This is a genomic window from Alistipes sp. CHKCI003 (genome assembly GCF_900021155.1).
In the GTDB taxonomy this organism is placed as follows: Bacteria; Bacteroidota; Bacteroidia; order Bacteroidales; family Rikenellaceae; genus Alistipes; species Alistipes excrementavium.
On sequence record NZ_FCNT01000101.1, the window covers coordinates 44,763 to 51,816 of the forward strand.

4 protein-coding genes, 1 other RNA gene and 1 pseudogene are annotated in these 7,054 nt (G+C 64.7%); 3 read left to right on the plus strand and 3 right to left on the minus strand.

The genetic code is table 11. The features are described from left to right. Positions 1–98: 98 nt before the first annotated feature. Positions 99–1,781 (plus strand): putative transporter, encoded by a 1,683-nt coding sequence (locus tag BN3659_RS12510; protein WP_091537333.1) that lies wholly within the window; start codon positions 99–101, stop codon positions 1,779–1,781. 94 nt (positions 1,782–1,875) lie between these two features. After that, positions 1,876–2,235, plus strand: a complete 360-nt coding sequence (locus BN3659_RS12515; RefSeq protein WP_141682592.1) for a hypothetical protein — start codon at positions 1,876–1,878, stop codon at positions 2,233–2,235. Between the two features lie 226 nt (positions 2,236–2,461). Here BN3659_RS12515 and BN3659_RS12520 read toward each other — a convergent pair whose 3' ends face one another. The 3 genes from BN3659_RS12520 to ffs all read right to left on the minus strand — a co-directional run bounded on the left by BN3659_RS12520 (position 2,462) and on the right by ffs (position 6,486). Further along, entirely contained in the window at positions 2,462–3,985 is a 1,524-nt protein-coding gene (locus BN3659_RS12520) for a nucleoside hydrolase (protein ID WP_091537336.1), read from the minus strand. A gap of 4 nt (positions 3,986–3,989) precedes the next feature. Then, positions 3,990–5,891: a TonB-dependent receptor gene (locus BN3659_RS12525; RefSeq protein WP_091537338.1), complete on the minus strand. Its 1,902-nt coding sequence runs from the start codon at positions 5,889–5,891 to the stop codon at positions 3,990–3,992. Positions 5,892–6,387: 496 nt separating this feature from the next. Further along, positions 6,388–6,486, minus strand: an RNA gene (gene ffs / locus BN3659_RS12530) — signal recognition particle sRNA small type. A 297-nt stretch (positions 6,487–6,783) separates the two neighbouring features. Here ffs and BN3659_RS12535 point away from each other — a divergent pair. Then, a pseudogene (locus BN3659_RS12535) lies at positions 6,784–7,054 on the plus strand (MFS transporter); the annotation flags it as partial.

Genomic DNA, 7,054 nt, shown 5'->3' on the forward strand with positions numbered 1-7,054 from the left:
CGTTCCGGTACCGGCGGTGCGGGAAGCGGTGCGCATGTCGTGCGACGGCGCTCTGCCCGGACCGCAGACGAGTGCGGGAATGCGTAACGAATTTCGGTATGGAGCTGCTCGAAAGGCTTTTCATGGGCTCTCCCGCCTTGTGGGGCGGAGGCGTAGCCCACTCGGTGCTGATTCTCGCGCTGGTCGTGGCGCTGGGGATCATGCTCGGCAAAATCAGGGTTGCCGGCGTGTCGCTCGGCGTAACGGGCATCCTGTTCGTGGGGATCGCTTTCGGATGGTACGGGATGAACGTCGACGGCCATCTGCTGCATTTTCTCAAGGAGTTCGGACTGATCCTGTTCGTCTATTCGATCGGTTTGCAGGTCGGTCCCGGATTCTTTTCCTCTTTCCGCAAGGGCGGCGTTACGCTCAACAAAGTCGCTGTACTGGCCGTGCTGCTCGGCGTCGGGACGACGGTTGCGCTCTATTGTCTGACGGGGCTTCCGATGACGACCCTCGTCGGCGTGATGTCCGGAGCCGTAACCAACACCCCGGGGCTGGGCGCCGCGCAGCAGGCCTTCAGCGACCTGCACGCCGGAGCCGAAGCGCCCGACATAGCTACGGGTTATGCCGTGGCCTATCCGCTGGGCGTGGTGGGGGCGATCCTGACGCTCGCGGCACTGCGCTATCTGCTGCGCGTCGACACGCAGCGGGAGGAGCGCGAAGCCGGCAGCGGCACCGATGCGCTGAAGGATCTGACGACCCGCCGCATCTCGGTCGAGGTGTGCAATCCCGCGATCGAGGGCATGAGCATCGCGCAGCTCCGCGAACTCGCGTTGCGCGAGTTCGTGATTTCGCGCATCTGCCGCGCGGGCGGCGAACCCGAGCTGGCCGGCGCGGATACGAAGTTGCACGGCGGCGACAGGGTGCTCGTCGTTGCCGCACCCCGCGATATCGAGGCGTTGGTGGCTCTCATGGGCCGCGAAGCGGCGGACACTCCGCTCATGCGGGACCGAAAGATGATTTCGCGCCGCATACTCATCACCAAATCCGAACTCAACGGCAAACAGTTGGCCGATCTGAAGGTGCGCAGCACGTGCGGCGTTACGATCACGCGGATCAACCGTGCGGGCATAGACCTCGTGGCGGCCGGATCGCTCCAGTTGCAGATCGGCGACCGCGTAACGGTCGTCGGTCCCGAGCTCTCGGTGGCCCATGCCGAACGGCTGTTCGGCAATTCGCTGCGCAGGCTCGATCACCCCAATCTGATTCCGATCTTCATCGGCATCGCGCTGGGCGTCGTGCTCGGCAGCATTTCGTTCTGGATTCCGGGGGTCCCGCAGCCCGTGAAATTGGGCCTTGCGGGCGGTCCGCTGGTCGTGGCGATCCTCATCGGCCGCTACGGACCGCACTACAAGCTCGTAACCTATACGACGATGAGTGCCAATCTGATGTTGCGCGAAGTGGGCATAGCCCTCTTCCTCGCGGGCGTGGGACTGGGAGCCGGCGAGGATTTCATCCCGACGCTTCTCGCGGGCGGATACGACTGGATCGCCTACGGAGCGGCGATCACGGTCGTACCGCTGCTGCTGGCGGGACTCTGGGGGCGGCTGCGCTATAAACTCAACTACTACACGCTCATCGGAGTGCTCTCGGGCGCATCGACCAATCCGCCTGCACTGGCCTATTGCTCGGAGCAGACCCAGACCGATGCCCCTTCGGTGGGCTATGCCACGGTCTATCCGCTGTCGATGTTCCTGCGCGTGCTGGCCGCCCAGCTGTTGATCCTGATGTTCGGATAGAATTAAAAAGGCGCGGCGGAACCAGACACGTTCCTGCCAAAACAAGTCGAATAGAGATTAGTATGCCGCCGTGCCTTTTTTCAATACAGACGTTATGAATATCGTTTTACACGGAATCGCCGAGGAATGCGCGCAACGGATCGCCGCCCGCTACGGATTCGTTCTGCGCCGTTCGCTCGACGGGATCGGCGCGGGGAACAACCTCGTGCTGCTGCCGATGCCGACCGCCGATGCCGAGCGGATCGCACTCTTCGTCCGCATGCAGCGGCTCGAAGATTCGGTCGCCGTCGTCGCCTCCGTCGGTTCGCCGATGTTGAGCATCGTCCGGTACAGCGTGCGTCCCGAAAATTTCTTCACGGTGGATGCCGACGCGGACGACGGGATGCAGGAGTACGAGATCTCGCGGATCGTCGCCGCCTCGCTGGGGCTCGTCTGCGCCCACGAGGGGATCTGAAACGGGGCTGTCCGCAGCACGGCGGATTTGGCGGCGCGGCGGATCGCGGCGCCGGTTTCGCCCGTGTGCCGGACCCGATGCTTCGCCCGTGCCCCCCCCCGGCCTGTCCGCTTCGTCCGGGCGTCCCCTTTCCGTCTGCCTTTCCGTCTGCCTTTCCGTCTGCCTTCCCGTCTGCCGGCGGCGAAGCGCTGTGAGGCTGCTTGAGATGGCGTTGCGGACAGGTGTCCTATTTCTCCACGTACAAATCGAAGATTTCGTAGCGGTCGAAGTCGAGCCAGTAGCGCAGGGCCAGCTCCCGGACATAGAGCCAGTAGGCTTCGGTGAGATCGCCGTAGAGCTCGATGCCGCGCCGGACGTCGCGGCGGATGCGCTCGGCGTATTCGGGTTTGAGCGCCAGCCGGATCGTCTTGCCCTTGAAGGTGAAACGCGCCTCGGGCCGGGGATGGTCCGTGTCGGCCACCGTAATCAGTCCGTGGCCGACGGAGGCGCCCGTACCTGCTTGCAGGCCGTCGTTCATGCAGCTCACGGGCGGTTTGCGGCCTGCGAAGGTCGTAACCTCGATGTCGTCGACCCCGATGTTGAAGTATTCGCGGGCGCGGATTCCCATCTTGACGCCCACGGTGGCGTAGATGCCCAGATGGCCGTGCAGTTCGTTGGTCAGCACGCCGGCCCGCCATTCGCTCGGGCCGTGGCGTCGGACCGCCGAGTCGATGATCGGCGCCACGTCGGCGGCATAGAGTGCGCGGTCGGTCGGGAACCCGTAGAAGACGCGGCTCTCCGTATCGGGCTTGCCGCGCAGAACGGCGATGATTTCGCTTTCGACCTTCGCGGCCGGCATTGCGGCGGGGAGCCGGAGCGACACGACGTTCGTTCTGGCCGACACCTCCTCGAAGAGCTCGGGCCGGTAGAGCCGCAGGACGGTCAGATCGTCCCACAGACCGAGATGTCCGGTGCGGACTGCCGTGGCGAGCGGTTCGGTTCGGTGCGTGCGTGCGATCTTTTCGGCATAGGGAGTCCGGATGGCCGCGATCGAATCGACCAAAGCGCGGGTTACGGGCAGCGGCCGGGCCGGATTGGCCGAGACCGCCTCCGTGCGGATGCCGCTCGCCAGCACCTTGCGGGCCGCCGCGGTGTCCGCCTCGAAGTTGGGACCTGCGAGCGGATCGGCCGAAGCGGTGTACCAGACGATCCGTTCGATGCGTGCGGCGAGCTCCGGCTCCGCAGACAGAAGGTCCTGCACGTTGGTCAGGGCGCCGAGTGCGACGAAGACGACCTTTTCCTCTTCGCCCCGGAGGGTCCGGGCGATCAGTGCGCTCGCCGTCGGAAATCCCTCTTCCGGACTTTCGGGGCCGTTCGTGCTCTTCGCCTCCCCGGCATGCTCGGGGCCGGCCGGAGCGCCCCAGTCGACCTGTGCGGACTGCTGCCTCCATGCCGGAGCGGCTGCGCCGGCCGGGCGTCCGACGCCGACCGGGATGCCCTCGTGGTGGAACCCGTCCAGCAGCGCACGGACGCGGCGGGCGGTCTGCGCAGGCGGCAGAGCGCCGTCGGAGGTGGTAACGGCGAGCACTTCGGCTTCGCGGTTGCCGAGAAGCATGACGAGGGCCCGCAGGTCGTCGGGCGCGCCGTCGGTGTCGATGATTACGTGGAACCGCGCTTTGCCCGAGTGGGCGAGCCCGTTCGGGACGGCGGCGGCGAGCAGCAGGGCTGCGAGCAGCGTTTTCGCTGCGAAGAAGGATGCGGGTGATTTCATGGCCTCAGAAATGGATGTTCACGCCGCCCAGCGCCGTCGCTTTCGGCATGGGGTATCCGGCGTTGATTTCATAGCGTTGCGCGAGCAGGTTCTCGCCGCGGGCGAAGAGTTCGAGCCACTGCGTTAGACGGAAGCTCACGTCGGCGTTCCACAGCACGAAGCTGTCCGTCGTGTCGGGGGAGACCGACGTGTAGAGGTTGCGGACATACTGGATGCCGGTCGAAGCGTTCCAGCGGCCGCGCGAAAAGTGGGCGCCGGCGTAGAGTTTGTGTTCGGGGGCGGCGACGACCGGATATTTCATGTGAAGCCAACTGTAATTGGCCGAGACCGACCATGCGGCGTCGATCGCCCACGCAATTTCGGCTTCGACGCCGCAGTTGCGCACCTTGCCGGTGTTGACGTTCATCGGGCGGCCGTCCACGGGTACGCGCATGATCATGTTCTCGCCGTCGATACAGTAGAGGGCGACTCCGTACGAGAGCGCTCCTCGCAGCAGCCGTTGCGAGTAGGAGAGTTCGTAGCTCATCAGCCGTTCGGGTTTCAGATCGGGATTCTGCGGCGGGAACATGTACATCTCGCGAATGGTCGGAAAACGGAATCCCTTGCTCGCCATGGCCTTGATCTGGGCATCGCGGGGCAGACGGAACGAGAGACCGCCCTGCGGGATCCACTCCGTGCCCACGTGCGAGTGGCGGTCGATGCGGATGCCTGCGTCGAGCGTTAGCCAGTCGGCGAGCGTCTGGCGGAAGTCGACGTAACCGGCCACCTCATCCATCGTTTCGTCGGCCGTGGTCCGGTCGGGCTGTCCGTCGATATAGCGGTTCCACGCCTTGCCGCCGAAACGTTGGTAGTCGACGCCCGCCGTCAGCCGGTTGCCGCGGAAGAGCGTGGCGCTCTGGTACCACGAGACGCCCAGCATCCGGTCGCGCGAGTTGAAACGGTAGTCGAGCGGCGTCTCGCCCGCCGAGTAGCCGTCGTTGATCTTGTGGCGGCCCCAGTTGTAGAAGAAGCTTAGAGCGCCCGAGGTCGTGCCGTAGTCGTTGCGCAGCGCGAACGAGGTCATGCCGCGCGTGATGTGCGAGTCGTTGTCGTAGATCGGGGCTTGGACCGTACCCGGATTCTCGGCGTCGAAATGCGTAACGTTCACGTCGGCCCATACATCCCATGCCTCGCCGAGCTCGTAGCCCAGTTTGACGTAGCCGCCGTACTGGTCGAAGGCCATGTCCCTGCGGTGGCCGTCGGTGCGGTTGTAGGAGAGCGTCGCCACGCTGGTGAAACGGCCGGCTTTCACGCGGTTCGTCGCTTCGGTCTGGAGCGTGTTGTAGGAGCCGTAGCCTGCGCGGATCGCGGTTCGTACGCCGTCTTCGCGCATCTTGCGCGTTACGATGTTGATGACGCCGCCCATGGCGTTCGAACCGTAGAGCACCGAGGCGGGGCCGCGCACCACTTCGACGCGGTCGGCCAGCATCGACTGATAGGCGTCGGCGATAGGGTGCCCCATCAGCCCCATGTACTGCGGATGACCGTCGATCAGGACCAGCAGTCCCGTGGTCGGATTGCCGGCTTCGTTGCCGTTGCCGATGCCGCGCAGGGTCATCTGCCCGGCGGCTCCGGTCGAGACGCCGTAGCCCATCAGTCCGCGTCCCGTGATGAAGAGCCCCGGCACCTGTTCGGCAAGCGTCGGCAGCAGCGAGGGCTGTCGCCGGCTTTCGATCTGCGCGCGCCCGACCACGGAAATCGTCATCGGCAGATGGCGCAGGTCGGTTTCGCTGCGCGTGCCCGTAACCACCACCTCGCGGATGGGGTGCACCTCGTCCCCGTGCAGCGTGTCGCGGGACTGCGGATGGAGGGTGCACAGCGGTGTCATGCTGCCGATCAGAAGCAGCAGTATCGGTTTCGTTTTCATCGTGTCGGTCGGTTGTCGTTCATTGGATTTCTCGGTGCGGGGAAGAGGTGCGCCTGCCGCCCCTGCTCGGTGTCCGGCGGCGGTCGGCGTCCGACCCGACGGTCGCCGGAGCGTGCGGAGGTCGGATGCGACGGTTCGCCGGTGCGTTTTGCTGCGTAGGACGGGTCATATATAACAAATGGTATGACGATGGTTGCACATCCCGAAGGTACGGAGAGGGGTGTTGCAATTTCGGTGCCATCGTGTTGCGGGTCGGGGCTCCGTGGGTGTGTGCGGTGCCGCGCTTGTACCGCACGCCGCGGATGCGGAGCGTGCGCCGCGGCGGCGGGCGTGCGAAGAGCGGGAGGGGTGGGCGAATGCGGCAGAGAACGGGAATGGACCGGGAAAAGACGTAGCAAAGAGGAGGGAGAAGATAACGGGAAAAGGGATTCCGATCCGTCTGCTCCGGAGCGATCGGAAGGCCGGAGCGGACACAGAGGGATGCGGAGCACAAAAAAAGGGGAAAGCTACTTACATCGCACCGCTACGACCGCATACCCTTGCTCGATTCCTCGCCTGGGGGATTCTGCGGGAGCTGGTCGTGTAAGACTTTCCCTCGGCAAAGGTAGGCAAATTATCCGTTTTTGCAAATAGATGGCGGAATTTTATTTTCCGGTTTTGTCTTCCGCCTCGGTGCGGACCGCACGCAGACGCGGCGAGGGTTCTGCGGGATTTCTTCCTCACGCATTCCGACGTGTATGCGGGACATGAATCCGCTGTTCGCCTCGGGAGACGGAGCCCCGTGCCTTCTGGCTTGCGATTTGCGGAACCGCAGTGTGCGAAAGCCCGCCCTTCTCAGTCGCCGCGAATCCCCGCGAGCGCTGCCGCCGGCAATCCGGCAAACGGCTGTACGATGGATGCGAAAACGGTAAATATGGATACGATGCCCCTTCGCCGGGGCCATTTCCGCGTGCTCGTCGCGGCCTCTCTGGGACAGGTGCTCGGTGCGGGACTCGCCACGCTCGTGGGCATCGTGATTCCGATGATCCGGATGCTCCGCCATCCCGAACTCTCCTCGCTCGGACAGGGGGCGGTCGCCTGCACCAGTCTGGTCGGCATCATGGTTGGGTCGATGCTTTTCGGTGCGTGGAGCGACCGAAGAGGATACCTCTTCTATTTCCGGC

Coding starts and splice junctions, on each gene's coding strand:
- BN3659_RS12510 (WP_091537333.1), top strand. CDS start 99: ATGGAGCTGCTCGAAAGGCTTTTCATGGGCTCTCCCGCCTTGTGGGGC.
- BN3659_RS12515 (WP_141682592.1), top strand. CDS start 1,876: ATGAATATCGTTTTACACGGAATCGCCGAGGAATGCGCGCAACGGATC.
- BN3659_RS12520 (WP_091537336.1), bottom strand. CDS start 3,985: ATGAAATCACCCGCATCCTTCTTCGCAGCGAAAACGCTGCTCGCAGCC.
- BN3659_RS12525 (WP_091537338.1), bottom strand. CDS start 5,891: ATGAAAACGAAACCGATACTGCTGCTTCTGATCGGCAGCATGACACCG.